Raw genomic sequence first — 16,983 nt, 5'->3', positions numbered from 1 at the left:
GGCGTGCCTTCCCACCTCGCGCGCTGGACCGGCCTGGCCGGCTCGATGCTGCTCGCGCTGTCCGCCTTCCTCGGCGGCGCGTTTCCCGGCGGCCCCCTGCGCAGCACCCCGGTCAGCATCTGGCAGGGGCCCAACGGCCCGCTGATCCTCGCCGCCTGGCTGGTCGGCACCGGCCTGATGGCGTACGCCTGGTGGGCGCTACGTGACGGGGGACCCTCGACGCGCTGGGCCCTGGTCACCGTCGGGCTCTGGCTGCTGCCGTTGCTGATCGCACCGCCTTTCGGCAGCCGGGACGTGTACGCGTACGCCTGCCAGGGCGCCAGCTTCGTCGGCGGCATCAGCCCGTACGAGCAGGGTGTCTCCGCGCTGCCGTGCCCCTGGCTGGACACGGTCTCGGTCATCTGGCGCGACACCCCGGCGCCGTACGGGCCGCTGTTCGTGCTCGTGGCGGGCGCCGTGGTGAAGGCCACCGGGTCGCTGACCGCCAGCATCGTGCTGTTCCGTGCCCTGTCGCTGGTCGGCGTCGTCCTCACCGCGTGGGCACTGCCGGCGCTGGCGCGTCGGGCCGGTGTGCCGGCGAAGCGGGCGGTGTGGCTGGCGTTGGGTTCCCCGCTGGTCGCCGCGCACCTGATCGGTGGCCCGCACAACGACGTGCTGATGCTCGCCGCGTTGGTCGGTGGGCTGGCCGTGGTGGCGGCGCACCCGGGCCGGCGCGGAATGCTGCTGGTCGGCGGGTTGCTCCTCGGGGTCGCGGTGGCGATCAAGGTGACCGCCGTGGTGGTGGTGCCGTTCGCCGCGCTGGCGGCCACCGCCGGGCCGTACCGGATCCGCACGCTGATCCGCGACGGCGGCTGGGTGGTCGGCGGCACCCTCGCCACAGTGGTCGGCGTGACAGTCGTCGGTGGGCTGGACTTCGGTTGGATCGGCGGGCTGTCCCAGGGTGGCGCCGCCATCGCCTGGACGTCCCCGTCGACCGCCGTGGGACAGACTGTCGGCTACGTCGCGGCGCTGTTCGGTGGTCACATCGACGCGCTTCCGGTCACCCGCGGAATCGCCGTGGTCCTCCTGGCGGTACTACTCGTCTGGCTCTGGTGGCGGGCCCGCACCCGCGACCCGCTGTACCACGCCGGCCTCGCGCTCGCCCTCACCGTCGCGCTCGCCCCCGTCGTGCACCCCTGGTACTGGACCTGGCCGCTGTTCGTGCTCGCGGCCACCGCCCAGCGGACCAGATGGTTCACAGTGGTCGCACTGGTCGCGTCCTTCCTGGTGCTGCCCGACGGCACCGGGCTGCCCCGGTACACCAAGACGGTCGGGGCGCCGCTGATGACGCTGTTGGTGATCGTGCTGGTCATCCGGTTGGTACGGTCGGCTCGGGCGGCCCGCCAGCCGGTCGCCGCCGACTGAGGGAAGGTGCGCCGGTGACCGCTCCCGGTGCCTCTCTCTCCCGGTACGCCGGCCTGGTCGGGGCGGTTCTGCTCGCCGTGGCCGGATACCTCGGCGGGGCACTGCCCGACGCCCCGCTGGGCGTGACACCCGCGTCGATCTGGCGGACCCCGGACGGCCCGGCGACGCTCACCTGCTGGCTGATCGGCACCGTGCTGCTGGTCGGGGCATGGTGGTCACTGCGCGAGGGTGCGCCGTCGACCCGTTGGGCGTACGTCACCGCCGGGCTGTGGGCGCTACCGCTGCTGCTCGCGCCACCGCTGGGCAGCCGGGACGTCTACTCGTACGCCTGCCAGGGCTGGACGTACGCGCACGGCGTCGACCCGTACACAGTGGGGGTGGCGGCGGCGGGCTGCCCCTGGCTGGACACCGTGGCACCGATCTGGCGGGACACCCCGGCACCGTACGGTCCGGTCTTCGTCCTGCTCGCGGCCCTCGCCGTCGGCCTCGGCGGCGGGCTCACCGGAACCATCGTGGCGCTGCGCGTGATCGCCGTGGCAGGGCTGCTGCTGGCCGCGCTCTGCCTGCCCAAACTGGCCCGGGCGGCCGGGGTGCCGGCCCGGCGGGCGGTCTGGTTGGCGCTGGCCGGTCCGCTGGTCGGCGTGCACCTGGTGGCCGGCGCGCACAACGACGCCGTGATGCTGGGCCTGCTGCTGTGTGGACTGCTGGTAGTGGTCCGGCGACCAGGTCGGCCGGCGGCGCTGCTGCTGGCCGGAGCGCTGCTCGGGCTGGCCGTCACGGTGAAGGCCAGCGCCGCGGTGGTGGTGCCGTTCGCGGTGCTGGCCGGAATGCCCGACCAGCACACCGTTCGGGCACTGCTGCGCCACGCTGGATGGCTGGCCGGAGGGCTGCTCGCCGCACTGCTCGTCACCTCCGCGGTGTCCGGCCTCGGCTTCGGCTGGGTGGGCGGGCTGACCCACAGTGGCGACTCGGAACAGTGGACGTCGCCACCCACTGCCGTGGGCTTCGTGGTCGACTACGCCGGCGCGCTGGTCGGCCGGGACCCGCAGGCGGTGCCGGTGGTCCGAGCGGTCGCGCTGCTGCTGCTCGTCGGGGTGCTGCTGGTGCTCTGGTGGCGGGCCTGGCAGACCCTGCGCGGACTGAACGACGTCGCAGCTCATCGGGGTGGTTCCGTCGACGAGTTCCAGTGTCCCGAGGCGGGACGTTCCGGGGTCGCGGGTCACGAGGTGGCTGCTGGCATGGGGGCGTCTCCCGCTGGCACACCCTCGGGGCTCGCGCGCCCTGAGGTCGGGTGTCCTCCGGTGGTGCGGTCCCGGGTGGCGCTGCACGGCGCGGCGTTGGCACTGGTCGCCACCGTCGTCCTGTCCCCGGTCTTCCACCCCTGGTATGCGACCTGGCCGCTGGCGCTGCTCGCGCTCACCGCGGCCCGCACGACGTGGTTCGTGCTGCCCACCGCTGCGGCAGCCTTCCTCGCCCTGCCCGACGGCACCAACCTGGCCCGCGTCACGAAGGCACCCGGTGCCCTGGCGATGACCGCCCTGCTCCTGACCGTGCTCATCCGCACCCTCCGCGCCCGCCGTCAGCGGGGGCGGGGCGGGGCGGGCTGAGAAGGTGGGGGTTAGGCTCGCGCGCCGCAGGTGGGGCAGGGCTGGGTTGAGGGCTGGGGGTGGAGGCCCAGCGGGAGCGGAGCAGGACGGTCAGGAACAGTACGGCGGGACCGGCGAACGCGACGACGACAGCGGTCACTGCCAGCTCCGCGAAGGTGATGGCGCCCTGTGCCGCGCCGAAGTTGTCAGCCAGGCCGGGCACCGCCAGGAAGCCGGCGGGAGTGAGCAGTGTGACGAGCGCCCAGCCGCCGCGGGTGTCCCCGCCCAGTGCCAGCCCCATGGCCAACAGGGCCCCGACGACCAGCAACAGTCCGCCGACGGTGGGCAGGAAAACTTCCATGGTGTCGCCGTAGTAGATGAAGCTCGGGTCCAAGCCCACGAGGAATTGCGTCGCCAGCACCGCCAACAGTGCGGACAGCGCCGGCGCGAGGCGAATCGCCCGCGAGGGTCGATCGGGCAGGGCGAGCCCCAGCAGGCCCAGGACCACCTGCGGCAGCAGCACCATCAGCGGCGGTCGCAGTGTGTCGAGCGCCGCGGCCACCGGTGGCAGCGCGATCGTGAGCACCAGCGCGAAGGTGATGGCCGGCCGGGCGACCCGACTCGGCGCGACGGCGATCACCACCGCCGCCAGCAGCCATGCCGCCCACGCGACGACACCGAGCGAGACGAACGGGCCGACGTGGGGGACGCCCCACTCGGCGGGCGGTGGGTGCAGCTCTGCCGTACCCCAGACTCCGGCGAGCGCGCTCGCGGTGACCAGGGCCAGCAGCGCCGCGAGGCGTACCCCGGGGATCAGGCCGGTGACGCCCGCGGCCCGCAACCGCTGGCGGAGGCCGCCGCGCACCAGGTCCGCGGCGTCCGCCGGCGTCGGCCAGCGTTGGTCAAGGGCGGCCAGGTCGAGGTAGGTGCCGACGATTTCGGCGCTGCGGGCACGCCGGTAGTCGGCGGGGTACGCGCGCAGCAGCCGGAGGTAGCGGCGTTCCAGGTCGTTCATGCCAAGCCTCCGGCCGTGCGTGGGGTGGTCGGGAGGGCGGCGCGAGTCCGCTTGGACAGCCGAGCGGTGGCGGCTTCGACGTTGCGGCGCAGCCGCTCGGTCTCGGTGCTCAACGTGGTCTCACCGCCGGGGGAGAGGCGGTAGTAGCGGCGCAGTCGGCCGTCCACCACCTCCTCCCGGTCGACCTCGACGAGGCCGGCGTCGACCAGCCGGTCGAGCGCCCCGTAGAGCGTCCCGGGGCGTAGCGACACGCGGTTGTCGGAGAGGGCGGCGACCTCACCGATCAGCCCGTATCCGTGCATCGGCTGGGCGGCCAGCGCGGTCAGGATCAGGAAGGTCGGTTCGCGTAGAGGTGTGTCCACCGGAGCAATATATCGGACGCGAAGGTATGCCGGGGGTGGCGCACAGCGAGCCGGGCCGGCTCCGCGGTGAGCGGAGCCGGCCCGGCCGGTGTTTCGAGCGACTGCTCAGCAGTCGTAGTACATGGCGAACTCGTGCGGGGTCGGGCGCAGACGCACCGGGTCGACCTCGTTGGCGCGCTTCCAGTCGACCCAGGTGGAGATCAGGTCGGGGGTGAAGACGCCGCCGTCGAGCAGGTAGTCGTGGTCGGCCTCCAGCGAGTCGAGCACTGCCGACAGCGAGCCCGGCACCTGCTTGACGTCGCCCCACTCCTCCGGCGGGAGGTCGTAGAGGTCCTTGTCGATCGGCGTCGGCGGCTCCATCTTGCTCTTGATGCCGTCCAGGCCGGCCATCATCATGGCCGAGAAGGCCAGGTAGACGTTGGCCGACGGGTCCGGGACGCGGAACTCGACGCGCTTGGCCTTGGCGTTGCTGCCGGTCACCGGGATGCGGGTGCAGGCGGAGCGGTTGCGCTGCGAGTAGACCAGGTTGACCGGCGCCTCGTAGCCCGGCACCAGGCGACGGTACGAGTTGATCGTCGGGTTGGTGAAGGCCAGCAGCGACGGCGCGTGGTGCAGCAGACCGCCGATGTACCAGCGGGCCATGTCGGACAGGCCGGCGTAGCCGGTCTCGTCGTAGAACAGCGGCTCACCGTTGAGCCAGAGGCTCTGGTGGGTGTGCATGCCGGAGCCGTTGTCGCCGAACAGCGGCTTGGGCATGAACGTCGCGGTCTTGCCGTTGGCCCAGGCCTCGTTCTTCACGATGTACTTGAAGAGCTGAAGCTGGTCACCGGCGTGCAGCAGGGTGGAGAACCGGTAGTTGATCTCGGACTGGCCGGCGGTGCCCACCTCGTGGTGCGAGCGCTCCACGTTGAAGCCGGTGTCGACCAGGCGGCGCACGATCGAGTCACGCAGGTCGGCGTAGTGGTCGACCGGCGGGACGGGGAAGTAGCCGCCCTTGTACGCGGTCTTGTAACCGCGGTTGCCGCCCGGCTCTTCGCGACCGGTGTTCCAGGCGCCCTCGATCGAGTCGATGTAGTAGAACGACTGGTGCGCCGAGGTCTCGTGGCGGATCGAGTCGAAGATGTAGAACTCCGCCTCGGCGCCGAAGTAGGCGGTGTCGGCGATGCCGCTCGCCGCCAGGTACGCCTCGGCCTTCTTCGCCACGTTGCGCGGGTCGCGGCTGTAGGCCTCGCGGGTGAACGGGTCGTGGATGAAGAAGTTGAGCGCGAGCGTCTTCTGCGCGCGGAACGGGTCGATGAACGCGGTGGCGACATCCGGGAGCAGGAGCATGTCCGACTCGTGGATCGCCTGGAAACCGCGGATCGACGAACCGTCGAACGCGAGGCCGTCGGTGAAGAGGTCGTCGTTGACGGACTCGACCGGCAGGTTGAAGTGCTGCATCACGCCGGGCAGGTCACAGAAACGAACGTCGACGAACTTCACGTCCTCGTTCTTGAGGTATCGCAGCAGTTCCTCGGGATTGGCGAACACACATCCTCCTGGCACGTCCACGGGGTGGCTAGGCTTCTGGCGACGCTAGGGCCGGGGGGTTGCCCGGCCGTGTCTCCGTTGTTTCTGCCGTGTTACGTCCCTCGCGGAGCGTCAGTGGCGCCCCGTCCACGCCTCCGGCCCGCCAGGGACGCCGTACCGACTGTGCCAGTGTAATGACATCTGATCGCTTTGGCCTGAATCGGCACGCAGTGGCGGCGGCGCCCGGCAAGCCCCCATCCCGGCGCGGATACCCTTGACCGCTGTGACCAATCCGCACCTCCCGGCAGCGCCGGCCACCGACCCCACCTTCACCCCGCCGAGCCTCGGTCGGCGGTTCGGGGCGCTGATCATCGACTGGGTGCTCTGCCTGCTGGTGTCCAACTTCTTCGCCGACCCGGTACGCGACGGCTGGGCCCCGGTGCTGGTGTTGGTCCTGGTGTACGGCATCTTCCTCGGCCTGTTCGCCCAGACTCCGGGCATGTTCATCACCAAGATTCGCTGTGTGAGCTGGAACGACGGCGGCCGGATCGGCGTGCTCCGGGGGCTGATCCGTGGCCTCCTACTGGCCCTCGTCGTCCCCGCGCTGATCATGGACGAGCACCGACGCGGCCTGCACGACCGGATCGCCGGCTCGGTCATCGTCGACGCCCCCCGCGCCTGACCCAACCCTCTGCGCCCCCGAAGGTGGCTGAGCCCGCCTCAGCGATCCCAAGATCGTGCTCGATCATTGATGTAGTGGCATCGACGCGCCCGGAGACCACTACATCCAGGTTCGAGCACGATCTTGGCGCTGCTCGAGCCCGAGCCGCCCGCGCCAGGCGCGTCGTCGCCAAGATCGGCGCAACATCGGGGATGTTGGTGTCTCCCCGCATGGCGGAGGCAGCAACATCGGGGATGTTGTGAAGCTCTTGGGCGCGGGGCGCGGGGCGCGGGGCGCGGGGCGCGGGGCGCGGGGCGCGGGGCGCGGGGCGCGGGGCGCGTTCGACGCCACGACGCGAAAGAGCCGGGCCCGTGCGAGCCCGGCTCTTGTCGGCGTACGTCGAAGGGGGTCAGCGGCCCCGCGACTGGCGGAAGGCGCCTGGCGGCCGCATGTTCTTCGGGATCGCGCCCTTGGGCATCTGTGGCCGGGCGGTGAGCGCCTTGAGTCGCTTGTCCAGCGAGTTGACGTCCTTGCCGGAGAGGGCGCGGGGCAGGCGCAGCAGCGTGGTCCGCAGCTTGCGGATCGGCAGCTCGCCCTCCTCCTGCCCGATCACGTAGTCGTGCAGGGGAGCGGAGCCGATCACCTTGGACAGCCGCCGCTTCTCCTGGCCGAGCAGGCCGCGCACCCGCTGCGGGTTGCCCTCGGCCAGCAGGATCACGCCCGGGCGGCCGATCACCAGGTGGACCATGTCCATCTGGGTGGTCGAGCTGACCGCCGGGGTGACCCGCCAGTCGCCGCGCATGTTCTCCATGATCTGCGCCGCCGCGCCGGGTTGCCCCTCGGCGGCGTTCATCATCGCCTTGTTGGACCGCAGGTTGAGCACGATCAGCACCGCGAGCAGGATGAACAGGATGCCCAGCGGCAGCCAGATCCAGCCCCAGAGGATGACCGCGACCACGGTGAGCGCGAGCGGGAGCAGCACCGCTGCGGCGACCAACGGCGCGAACCACCGGTCCTGCTTGGCGGTGAACTGGAACACCATCCCGATCTGCTTCAGCCGCTGGCCGAACGAGACCTTCTCCTGGGGCTTTGCCATGCCGCAGAGTCTAGTGGTCGCCGCCGGCCCGGTTGATCCGCGTCCGGGTGCCGGGGCAGCTGAGTACCTTACGTCGCCGTGAGCGCCCTGAGTGGCCGGGTAAGGAGGCTGTGGGCGCGGAAGATGAGGCACCGTGCCCATGCCCGGGTGGGGCCTTCGCGCGAAGAGTCGTCAGCAGAAGACGACGACGCCACGAAGGAGCCCGACATGTTCGGCAACGACGCAGATTTCCTGCTCACCCTGCACCGTACCCACGCCGCCGAGCTGCGCGCCGACGCTGCCGCGGACCGGCTCGCCCGGTCCCTGTCCCGTCCGGTCAGCCGCGGGTGGTTGGGCCGGCGCAGGCAGGCCGGTCGCACCGGCGACGCCCGCCGGTGACCGCGCTCAGCGTGGCCGCCACGTCCACCGCGCCCGTAGTGGCCGCCACGTCCATGGCGCCCGTAGTGGCCGCCACGTCCACCGCGCCCGGCGGGGCTGCCACGTCCACCGCACCCGGTGTGGCCCTCACGGCTACCGCGCCCGGCGGGCTGGCCGCTCGACCCGATCCGACCCCGCCGCCCGGCCGCCGGCCGATCGGCGGGGCCGGCGGGGTGGGCCGCCATGGCATGCTCGAACACGTGACCGTACGCGCCGCCAGCTCCGTCCTCGTCGGGCGCCACCGCGAGACCGTGGCACTACGGGACGCGCTGGGTCGGGCGCGGGCCGGGGAGCCGACCGCCGTGCTGGTCGGCGGCGAGGCGGGGGTGGGTAAGACCCGGCTGCTGGAGGAGTTCGCGGGCTGGGCCACCGAGGGCGCGGCGCGGGTGCTCGTCGGCCAGTGTCTGGAGCTGGGCGAGGCGGGTCTGCCGTTCGCGCCGTTCGCCGCCGCGTTGCGGTCGGTGCTCCGCGCCGACGGCCCCGAGGTCTTCGCCGGTTACGAGGCGGAGTTCGCTCCGCTCCTGCCGGAGCTGGGCCGCGCCTCCGCGGCGCTGACCACCCCCCGCGCGGTCCTGCTCAGCGACGCCCCGCGCGGCTACCTGTTCGACCTGGTCGCCGAGCTGTTCCAGCGGCTGGCTGATGCCCGCCCGCTGGTCCTGATCATCGAGGACCTGCACTGGGCCGACCGTTCCACCCGCGACCTCATCGGTTTCCTCGTCCGGGCGGCGAGGCCGGGCCGGCTGCTGCTGGTCTGCACCTACCGCACCGACGAGTTGCAGCGCGGGCACCCGCTGCGCCCGTTCCTCGCCGAGCTGGATCGGGCCCGGGGTGTGGAGCGGGTCGAGCTGGCTCGTCTGGACCGCGACGGCACCGCCGCGATCCTCACCGACCTGCTCGGCGCCGAGCCGCCCGCCCGCGCCGTCGACGATGTCCATGGCCGTACCCAGGGCAACCCATTCTTCATCGAGGAGCTGGCCGTCGCCGGTGACCCGATCGGCTGCGCGGCGCTGCCCGAGACGCTGCGTGACCTGCTGCTGGCCCGGGTGGACCGGCTTCCGGAGCCGGCGCAGCGGGTGTTGCGGATCGCGGCCGCCGGCGGCACCCGGTTCGCCCACGACCTGCTCGCCGAGGTCGCCGGGCTGCCCGAAACCGAGCTGGAGGACGCCTTACGCGCCGCCGTCGCCGCCCAGTTGGTGGTGGCCGACCGGGACGGTGACTACGAGTTCCGACACGCGCTGGTCCGCGAGGCCGTCCACGACGAGTTGTTGCCCGGTGAGCACGCCCGGATGCACGCCCGCTTCGCCGCCGCCATCGAGGCCCAGCCGCATCTGGTCGCCGCCGGCCGGGCCCCGGCCGAGATCGCCCACCACTGGTACGCCGCGCACGACCACCCGCGCGCCCTCGTCGCCGCGCGAGCCGCCGCGTGCGCCGCCGCCGACCGCTACGCGTACGCCGAGCAGCGTCGACTGCTGGAGCGGGCGCTGGAGTTGTGGGAACTGGTGCCGGACGCCGCCGACCTGCTCGGCATGGACCATCTGGCGTTGCTGGAGCAGACTTTGGCCGCGGCGGTCACGGCCGGCGACTTCAGCCGGGCCATCACGTTGACCCGGGCCGGCCTGGCCGAGGTGGACACCGACGCCGCACCGCTGCGCGCCGCCCGCCTGCTCAACCAGCGGGGTCGCCTGATGGCCCTGCTCGGCAAGAGTGACGGCCGCCGGGAGCTGGATGAGGCGTACCGGCTGGCCGCCGGCGGCCCCCGTGACGTGGCGCGGGTCCGGCTGCTCGCCGACATCGCCGCGCACATGGTCAAGATCGACCCCGGACAGGCGGCCCGGGTGGCTGCCGAGGCTGCCGTGGACGGCAAGGCACTCGGTGAGGACCTGGCGCTGCTGCACACGCGGATCGCCCTGCTCTGCCACGGCGAGCGGGACCTGGAGCGGGGGTTGGCCGAGCTGAGCCAGGCTGAGGCCGTCGTCCGCGAGTCCGGGGACTCCACGGCCCTGGTGCTCGCCCGGGTGTACCAGTCGGACGTGCTCTGCGAGTTGGGCCGCTACGCCGAGTCCGCGGAGGCCGCCGAGGCCGGCGTGGCCGAGGCGCGACGGGTGGGGATCAGCCGCTCCACCGGGGCGTACCTGCTCTCCAACCGGGCCGAGGCGCTCATCGCGTTGGGTCGGTGGGACGAGGCCGAGGCGGTCTGCGGGGAGGCCGCCCGGATCGACCTGTCCGGTGTCACCAGTCTGCACTGGATCCAGTTGGGCGCCGGGCTGCGGCTGGCCCGCGCCCACCCGGGCGCCGACGAGCTGGTCGACCGGGCGCTCACCTTCCTCAACCGACCGTACCTGTGGCCGAACCACCGCCTGCCCCTGCACGAGCTGGCGATCGAGGCGGCGCTGGCCGCCGACGACAAGGTCGAGGCGGTACGGGCGGCCCGCGTCGCGGTGGCCGACGAGAGCCTGCCGCGCCTGCCCCGGGAGGGTTGGCCGGTGCTCAGCGCCGCCGCGCGTACCGCGGCGAGGGTGGGTGACCGGGAGTTGGCCACAGCGGTGGCGGCGCTCGCCACCGACCTGCCGGCGCGGCACCCGGCGGCCCGCGCGCACGCCGCCCAGGTCACCGCGCTGCTCGCGGTCGGCGACCAGGCGCTGCCGGCGTGGCGTGCGGCGGTCGACGCGTGGCGGGCCGACGGGCAGCCCTACCCGTTGGGCAGGGCACTGCTGGCGCTGGGCGAGGCGACGGCCGCAGCCGGGGAACGCGACGAGGCGGCGACGGCGGTCACCGAGGCCACCGAGATCGGCCGGCGGCTGGGCGCGACCCCGCTGGTCGAGGCGGCCGCCACCCTTGCGCGGCGGGTCGGCCTGCGCGCCGGGGGCGGGGCCGGAGCGGACCTCTTGACCGCCCGGGAGCGGGAGGTGCTGCGCCTGGTCGCTGAGGGGCACAGCAACAGCCGGATCGCCGAGCGGCTGTTCATCTCGCCGAAGACGGCGAGCGTGCACGTCTCCCGTATCATCGCGAAGCTGGGTGTGACCAACCGGGTGGAGGCCGCCGCCCTGGCCCACCGCCTCGGCCTGCTCACCGAGGCCGCCGGGCCGCGCTGACGCGCATCGAGGCCGCCGGGCCGCGCTGACGCGCATCGAGGCCGCCGGGCCGCACACCGGCGGCCCCGGTCGGCCGCGCTGGCGCGCACCGAGGCCGCCGGGCTGACGTGGGCAGCTGAGGTCAGCGCGGCAGGTAGATGCGCCAGCCCTCGATGGTGACCAGGTCGAGGCTGCCCGGCGTGACTCGCTGCCGCTCGTCAAGCACCTCCGCCAGGGGTGAGCCGGCCGGCGCGACCCAGGCCGGTGCCGCCGCTCTGTCCACCTCCCGCCGGTACGCGGGGTAGCGGTCGAAACCGGGGCGCAGGGTGTCGTCGACGACCGCGCAGACCACCTGCTCCGCGCTGGCGAAGGTGAGCCGGTTGCAGGTCCAGTAGCCGGCGCGCACGTGCCGTACGCCGAGCTGGCGCAGGGTGCTCACCAGCTCGGTCTGCCGGGCCTCGTCGGCCCGGGTGGCCGGGACGGTCTCCGCTGCCCGCCAGGTGGCGTGGGCCGCGGTGCCCAGCGTGGCAGCGAGCACCGCCACAGCGACCGACCGGGCCAGCGTCGACCCGACGCCGCGTCGGCCGGTCGCCGCCCGACGCAGCCCGTGCCGGGCCACCGTCCACACCGGCCAGAGCAGCGCCGGCAGGGAGATGAGCAGGCAGGACAGGTAGCGGGAGCTCTCCACGGGGGTGAGCCCGGCGGAACTGCTTACCGTGTACGCCCCGAGGGTGGCCACCGCGGCCAGCACGAGCGCCAGCCGTGCCGCCGCGGCCACCCGAGGCGACACCGCGTCGTTGCCCGCAGCGGCAGAGCCAGCAGGATCGGGTTCGCAGGTGCCCAGGGCCCGCCAGGCGGTCGCGGCGGCGATGGCCAGCAGCAGCGGCAGGGCGAGCGCCCACCACAGTTGCCAGGTGGCGCACTGCCCGGGAGCGCAGAAGCCCATGCCCAGCCCGGGGCCGAGCACCAGGCCACCGTGCAGCCGGTCCGGCCAGCCCGCGCTGGCGTTCGTACCGCTGGCCGCGAGCACGGCGTGCAGCGGGTTACGCCCGGTCAGCAGGCTGTGCAGCAGCAGTGGGGCCGCTCCCAGCACGGCCGCCGCTCCGAGCAGCGTCCCGGCGGCACCCCACAGCTCCCGGCGGCAGAACCCGACGAGGACCGCGCCGGTCGCCGCGACGTACGGCAGCACGAGCGGGTCGACCCAGACCATCAGCCCGGCCAGGAACCCCCACGCTGCCCAGCGCGCCAGCCGCCAACCGGGTCGCCCGGCGTCGGCCGTCCGCCCGTCGGGCCGCCAGGTGTCGGCCGTCCGCCGCCCCGGTCGACCGGTGGCGAGATCCACTGCGAGCAGGGCCAGCGCCGCCCCGGCCGTGTTCATCTCGGGGTAACCGCCGCCGGCGATCAGCTGGTTCTTGACGATCCGGTCGGAGCCGAGGGCCAGCAGCGCCACCATCAGCAACCCGAACCACCGGTCCCCGGTCAGCCGCAGCGTCAACCGCCAGGCCAGCAGCAGGAACAGCGCGTACAGGGCCAGCGTGGGCAACCGCAGACCGAGCAGCGACGGCCCACCGGCAAGGGCGAACACCGGCGCGGCCAGGTACGCCTCCAGCGTGCCCATGTACTGCTGGCCGTAGAACCAGACCGGGAAGCCCTCGCCCCGGGCGATGTGCAGCGCGGCCAGCCCCATGGTGGCCTCGTCGCTGTTCGTCGGCGGGGCGGCGTGCAGCAGAAGCCAGAGCCGGTAACCCACCCCGGCGAGCACCGCCAACCCGGTGAGCCACCCGACCAGGCCGGGACGCGCGCCGGATCGCGGGCGCGGCGAGTCCGCGCCGCGCGGCTGCTCGCGTACGCCGACGGTCATCACAGGATCATGACACCCGGACGCCGAACGGCCGTGCGGCGCTGCCGGCGGAGTCAGCTGGCGGTGGCGACCGAGGCGGCGGCGCGGGCGTCGATGGCCTGCTTGTAGAGCCGGCCGGCCCGGTACGACGAACGCACCAGCGGCCCGCTCATCACCCCGGCGAAGCCGATCTCCTCGGCCTCCTCGCGCAGCTCCACGAACTCCTCCGGCTTGACCCAGCGGGTCACCGGGTGGTGCCGGGGCGAGGGGCGCAGGTACTGGGTGATGGTGATCAGCTCGCAGCCGGACTCGTGCAGGTCACGCAGCGCCTGCGAAACCTCGGCCCGCTCCTCGCCCATGCCCAGGATCAGGTTGCTCTTGGTGACCAGGCCGTCGGCGCGGGCCTGCCGGATCACGTCCAGCGAGCGGTCGTAGCGGAACGCCGGCCTGATGCGCTTGAAGATGCGCGGCACCGTCTCCACGTTGTGGGCCAGCACCTCGGGACGGGAGCTGAAGACCTCGGCCAACTGCTCGGGGACGGCGTTGAAGTCCGGGATCAGCAGCTCGACGCCGCAGCCGGGCTGCAGGGCGTGGATCTGTCGGACGGTCTCGGCGTACAGCCAGGCACCGCCGTCTGGCAGGTCGTCACGGGCGACACCGGTGATGGTGGCGTAACGCAGCCCCATCGAGACCACCGACTCGGCGACCCGACGCGGCTCGTCGGCGTCGAACTCGGCCGGCTTGCCGGTGTCGATCTGGCAGAAGTCGCAGCGCCGGGTGCACTGGTCACCACCGATGAGGAAGGTGGCCTCCCGGTCTTCCCAACATTCGTAGATGTTGGGGCAGCCGGCCTCCTGGCAGACGGTGTGCAGCCCTTCGCGCGAGACGAGCCCGCGCAACTGGGTGTACTCCGGGCCCATCTTGGCCTTGACCTTGATCCATGGCGGTTTGCGCTCGATCGGCGTCTCGGCGTTACGCGCCTCGATCCGCAGCAGGCGCCGCCCCTCGGGGGCCGCCGTTGCGGTGCGCGCTGCCTGGCCGGTCGTCGGCGCGGAGTGCTCGATCGTCACGAAAATGAGCCTACGCCGGACGGCGGGTGTCTATGTGCGTCAGGCGACCGGCGTCACGCCCCGAACGTTGTGACGCCGGACACCGGGGTGTCGAAAATGTGCGTCACACGAGCGGGATTCGGGTGCTACGGTCACCGCCAACAGCGACGACGGAGCCGAGTAGCCCCCGGCCCGCCAGTGCAGAGAGCCGCCGGTGCTGAGAGGCGGTCTGGCACCGGGGCGCGAAGACCCTCCCGAGCTGCGGGAAGAACGGCCGCGGGTCCCCCGCGCCCAGTAGAGCCCGCCCGGCTGGCCCCGGTCATCAGGCGACGAACGAGGCCCCCGCTCCGGCGGGGGCGAAGGTGTGGTGGCACCGCGAGGTTCCCGCTCGCCCACACCTCCCTGGGGCTGATGCGACGCTTTCGCCACCCCAGGCGGCGACAGCGTGGCGATCGACCGAGGAGCAGCCCGCCATGCAACGAACCCTGTCCCAGCAACTGCCCGCCAGGATCGGCACGACAGTGCGGATCGCCGGCTGGGTGCACCGCCGCCGACTGCTCAAGTCGGTGGCCTTTCTGATCGTGCGGGACGCCACCGGCCTGGCCCAGGTGGTCGTCACCGACCCGGCCGTCCGCGCCGAGCTGGAGAAACTCACCGAAGAGACGGTCGTCGAGGTCACCGCGACGGCCACCGCGAACGGCACGGCGTCCGCCGGGGTCGAGCTGACCGACCCGACGGTACGTCTCCTCGGGTCGCCCGCCGAGTCCCCGCCGTTCGACCTGTACCGGCCGGCACTCACCGCGAGCCTGCCCACCCAGCTCGACAACGCGCCCACCGCGCTGCGGCACCCCACCCGTTCGGCCGCTCTGCGGATCTCGGCGGCCGCGGTGGCCGGGTTCCGGGCGGCACTCGACGCCCAGCACTTCGTGGAGGTCCACACGCCGAAGGTGGTCAGCTCCAGCACCGAGAGCGGTGCGAACGTGTTCGCGCTGGACTGGTTCGGTCGACCCGCCTACCTGGCCCAGTCACCGCAGTTCTACAAGCAGTTGATGGTCGGTGTCTTCGAACGTGTCTACGAGGTCGGGCCGGTCTTCCGGGCCGAGCCCCACGACACGGTCCGGCACCTCGCCCAGTACACGTCGCTCGACGCGGAGCTGGGCTTCATCGCCGACCACCGGGACGTGATGCGCGTACTACGCGACACGGTGGCCGGGATGCTCGGCACCGTGGACGAGCGGGCCGCCGGCGCACTGGCGACGCTCGGCGTCACGCCGCCGCAGGTGCCGGCGGAGATCCCGGCGGTGCACTTCACCGAGGCGCTGACGATCGCCGGCGCGCCCGCCGACGAGCCGGACCTCGCGCCCGCCCACGAACGGGCGCTGGGGGAGTGGGCCCGGCGCGAACACGGGTCGGACTTCCTCTTCGTCACCGGCTACCCGATGGCGAAGCGACCCTTCTACACCCACCCGGACCCGGCGCGGCCCGCGTACTCGAACGGGTTTGACCTGCTTTTTCGGGGTCTGGAGCTGGTCACCGGCGGGCAGCGGTTGCACCGGCACGCCGACTACCTGGCGGCGTTGGCGGCCCGGGGTGAGCCGGTCGAGCCGTACGCCGGCTACCTGGATGCGTTCCGGCACGGCATGCCGCCGCACGGTGGCTTCGCCATCGGCCTGGAACGGTTCGTGGCCCGGCTGGTCGGCGCGGCGAACGTCCGCGAGGTCACCGCGTTCCCCCGTGACCTGCACCGGCTGACCCCGTAGGTGGGAGTTCTGCCGGCCCACTCGATCCGTGGAGCGGGCCGGCAGCGCTCAGGCGGGGCCGAGGAGGTCCCAGAGGTTGCCGGCGACGTCGCGGAAGACGGCGACCCGACCGTACGGTTCGGTGCGCGGCGGTTTGACGAACTCGACGCGCTTTTCGACCATCCGGCGGTAGGTGGCGTCGAAGTCGTCGACCTGGAGGAAGAACCCCACCCGGCCGTGGGTCTGGTCGCCCACCGCGGCCTCCTGCCGCTCGCCGTCGGCACGGGCCAGCAGCAAGCCGGTTCCACCGCCCGGCGGACGGACCACCACCCAACGCTTCGGCCGCCCGTCATTGGTCAGCGACGGGGCGTCCTCGGCCAGTTCGAAGCCGAGCACCCCGGTGAAGAAGGCGATGGCCGGGTCGTACTCGGTGACGACGACGGTGACGAGATCAATCTGCACCGACCGAGGGTAAGCCGTCCGCCGGTCACCCGACGCGCGGCCGACTCTCAGATCGTGACAAGGGTGGAGAGCCGGCGCTCGACCACCGGCAGCACGTCGGCGACGCTGATCGGCCGACCAAGCTCGGCGGTGAGCGAGGTGACGCCCGCGTCCCGGATGCCGCACGGCACGATCCGGTCGAAGTACGTCAGGTCGCAGTCGCAGTTGATCGAGAAGCCGTGCAGGGTGACGCCCCGCGCCACCCGGATGCCGATGGCCGCCACCTTGCGGGCCGGCCCCCGGTCGTCCTCGGGCACCCAGACCCCGCTGCGCCCCTCGACCCGGCCGGCGGTCAGCCCGAACTCTGCGCACACGTCGATGAGCAGCTCTTCGGTCCGGCGCACGTAGGCGACCACGTCCACCGGGTCGGGCAGGCGCAGGATCGGGTAACCGACGAGCTGCCCCGGCCCATGCCAGGTGATCTTGCCGCCACGGTCCACGTCGACGACCGGGGTGCCGTCCATGGGCCGGTCCCACGGTTCGGTGCGCTTGCCCGCCGTGTAGACGCTCGGGTGCTCCAGCAGCAGCACTGTGTCGCCGCGCTCGCCAGCCACCACCGACTCGTGCAGGCTCCGCTGCTCGTCCCAGGCGGCCTGGTAGTCGAGCAGACCGGCACGGACGGCCGTTAGGCCGGGGGTCGTCGTTGTCACGGCAACAAGCCTAGTCCCGTCCGGGGCGATCATCCCTGGTGAGCCGCCTCACGAGGACCACGTCGGTGCCGCTCGGCGGCTCG

General features: G+C 72.9%; 14 protein-coding genes. 6 read left to right on the top strand and 8 right to left on the bottom strand.

Translation table 11 applies throughout. The features are described 5' to 3' along the window. Nucleotides 1-3 precede the first annotated feature (3 nt). Nucleotides 4-1,404: a polyprenol phosphomannose-dependent alpha 1,6 mannosyltransferase MptB gene (gene mptB / locus ABZU43_RS18980; protein ID WP_355007785.1), complete on the top strand. Its 1,401-nt coding sequence runs from the start codon at nt 4-6 to the stop codon at nt 1,402-1,404. A gap of 14 nt (nt 1,405-1,418) precedes the next feature. Beyond that, nucleotides 1,419-3,011 (top strand): polyprenol phosphomannose-dependent alpha 1,6 mannosyltransferase MptB, encoded by a 1,593-nt coding sequence (gene mptB, locus ABZU43_RS18975; protein WP_355007784.1) that lies wholly within the window; start codon nt 1,419-1,421, stop codon nt 3,009-3,011. Here the strand turns inward: mptB (ABZU43_RS18975) and ABZU43_RS18970 are convergent. From ABZU43_RS18970 to glnA, 3 genes are all read right to left on the bottom strand, one after another. Further along, a complete protein-coding gene (locus ABZU43_RS18970; RefSeq protein WP_355007783.1) occupies nt 2,959-4,005 on the bottom strand; it encodes a hypothetical protein in 1,047 nt (348 codons plus the stop codon). The two genes, mptB (ABZU43_RS18975) and ABZU43_RS18970, sit on opposite strands and share 53 nt — an antisense overlap. Further along, nucleotides 4,002-4,367, bottom strand: a complete 366-nt coding sequence (locus ABZU43_RS18965) for a PadR family transcriptional regulator (RefSeq protein WP_355007782.1) — start codon at nt 4,365-4,367, stop codon at nt 4,002-4,004. Before ABZU43_RS18965 ends, ABZU43_RS18970 begins: the two co-directional genes overlap by 4 nt. Nucleotides 4,368-4,472: 105 nt before the next feature. Then, complete coding sequence (gene glnA / locus ABZU43_RS18960) at nt 4,473-5,897, bottom strand: type I glutamate--ammonia ligase (RefSeq protein ID WP_355007781.1); 1,425 nt, start codon at nt 5,895-5,897, stop codon at nt 4,473-4,475. A gap of 262 nt (nt 5,898-6,159) precedes the next feature. Here glnA and ABZU43_RS18955 point away from each other — a divergent pair, with 262 nt between their 5' ends. Next, entirely contained in the window at nt 6,160-6,558 is a 399-nt protein-coding gene (locus ABZU43_RS18955) for an RDD family protein (protein WP_355007780.1), read from the top strand. Between the two features lie 388 nt (nt 6,559-6,946). On the opposite strand, the gene ABZU43_RS18950 is transcribed toward ABZU43_RS18955, so the two are convergent. Further along, complete coding sequence (locus tag ABZU43_RS18950) at nt 6,947-7,633, bottom strand: DUF4191 domain-containing protein (RefSeq protein WP_145779624.1); 687 nt, start codon at nt 7,631-7,633, stop codon at nt 6,947-6,949. A 207-nt stretch (nt 7,634-7,840) separates the two neighbouring features. Here ABZU43_RS18950 and ABZU43_RS18945 point away from each other — a divergent pair, with 207 nt between their 5' ends. Together ABZU43_RS18945 and ABZU43_RS18940 are read left to right on the top strand one after the other, a co-directional pair. Next, nucleotides 7,841-8,011, top strand: coding sequence for a hypothetical protein (locus ABZU43_RS18945; RefSeq protein ID WP_167362519.1), 171 nt, complete (start codon nt 7,841-7,843; stop codon nt 8,009-8,011). Continuing rightward, the gene (locus tag ABZU43_RS18940) at nt 8,008-11,142 is read left to right on the top strand and encodes an AAA family ATPase (protein ID WP_355007779.1); all 3,135 of its coding nucleotides are present in this window, start codon (nt 8,008-8,010) and stop codon (nt 11,140-11,142) included. Before ABZU43_RS18945 ends, ABZU43_RS18940 begins: the two co-directional genes overlap by 4 nt. A gap of 121 nt (nt 11,143-11,263) precedes the next feature. Here the strand turns inward: ABZU43_RS18940 and ABZU43_RS18935 are convergent, their stop codons facing one another. Together ABZU43_RS18935 and lipA are read right to left on the bottom strand one after the other, a co-directional pair. Continuing rightward, nucleotides 11,264-12,982 (bottom strand): hypothetical protein, encoded by a 1,719-nt coding sequence (locus tag ABZU43_RS18935; RefSeq protein WP_355007778.1) that lies wholly within the window; start codon nt 12,980-12,982, stop codon nt 11,264-11,266. Between the two features lie 53 nt (nt 12,983-13,035). Beyond that, the gene (gene lipA / locus ABZU43_RS18930) at nt 13,036-14,031 is read right to left on the bottom strand and encodes a lipoyl synthase (RefSeq protein WP_355007777.1); all 996 of its coding nucleotides are present in this window, start codon (nt 14,029-14,031) and stop codon (nt 13,036-13,038) included. Between the two features lie 452 nt (nt 14,032-14,483). On the opposite strand from lipA, the gene aspS reads away from it, so the two are divergent. Further along, a complete protein-coding gene (gene aspS, locus ABZU43_RS18925; protein WP_355007776.1) occupies nt 14,484-15,770 on the top strand; it encodes an aspartate--tRNA(Asn) ligase in 1,287 nt (428 codons plus the stop codon). 48 nt (nt 15,771-15,818) lie between these two features. Here the strand turns inward: aspS and ABZU43_RS18920 are convergent, their stop codons facing one another. Both ABZU43_RS18920 and lipB read right to left on the bottom strand, forming a co-directional pair. Then, complete coding sequence (locus ABZU43_RS18920; RefSeq protein ID WP_355007775.1) at nt 15,819-16,211, bottom strand: VOC family protein; 393 nt, start codon at nt 16,209-16,211, stop codon at nt 15,819-15,821. Between the two features lie 47 nt (nt 16,212-16,258). After that, nucleotides 16,259-16,900, bottom strand: a complete 642-nt coding sequence (gene lipB, locus ABZU43_RS18915) for a lipoyl(octanoyl) transferase LipB (RefSeq protein WP_355007774.1) — start codon at nt 16,898-16,900, stop codon at nt 16,259-16,261. Between the last annotated feature and the right edge of the window lie 83 nt (nt 16,901-16,983).

The sequence above is a fragment of the Micromonospora sp. NPDC005205 genome, assembly GCF_040608275.1.
In the GTDB taxonomy this organism is placed as follows: Bacteria; Actinomycetota; Actinomycetes; order Mycobacteriales; family Micromonosporaceae; genus Micromonospora.
The sequence above is the reverse complement of the archived record's forward strand: the minus strand, read 5'-3'. Positions and strand labels throughout refer to the sequence as shown.